Genomic DNA, 325 nt, shown 5'->3' with positions numbered 1-325 from the left:
GAACAATACCTCCCAACAGTTAGAGGAAGTGAGATAGAAAATATGGCAGACCTATTGAAAAAAATAGAGGGTAAAGCATGAGTGAAGATTTAAAAACCATAAAAGAACTTGCTGAGGAGTTAGGGTTTATAAAGCAAACAATACAATATCACGTAAAGTTTTTGCCGACTAAAAATCGACTAAAAAACTCTAGTGGTGATATTGTCTTAAACCTTGAAGAACAAAGGTTTATAAAAAATAGGCTAACTAAAAATCGACCAAACAACGACCAAAAATCGACTAAAGAACCGGCTAAAAATCGACCAAAAAAAGATAAAGAAATATC

At 32.6% G+C, this 325-nt stretch carries 1 pseudogene; it reads left to right on the top strand.

Features of this window, described 5'->3' with window-relative positions:
• Positions 1–77: 77 nt before the first annotated feature.
• A pseudogene (locus tag Q5762_RS37640) lies at positions 78–325 on the top strand (hypothetical protein); the annotation flags it as partial.

Origin of the sequence: Streptomyces sp. P9(2023) (assembly GCF_032436795.1) — a bacterium.
Taxonomy (GTDB): Bacteria; Actinomycetota; Actinomycetes; order Streptomycetales; family Streptomycetaceae; genus Streptomyces.
This window is presented reverse-complemented; position numbering and strand designations above follow the sequence as displayed.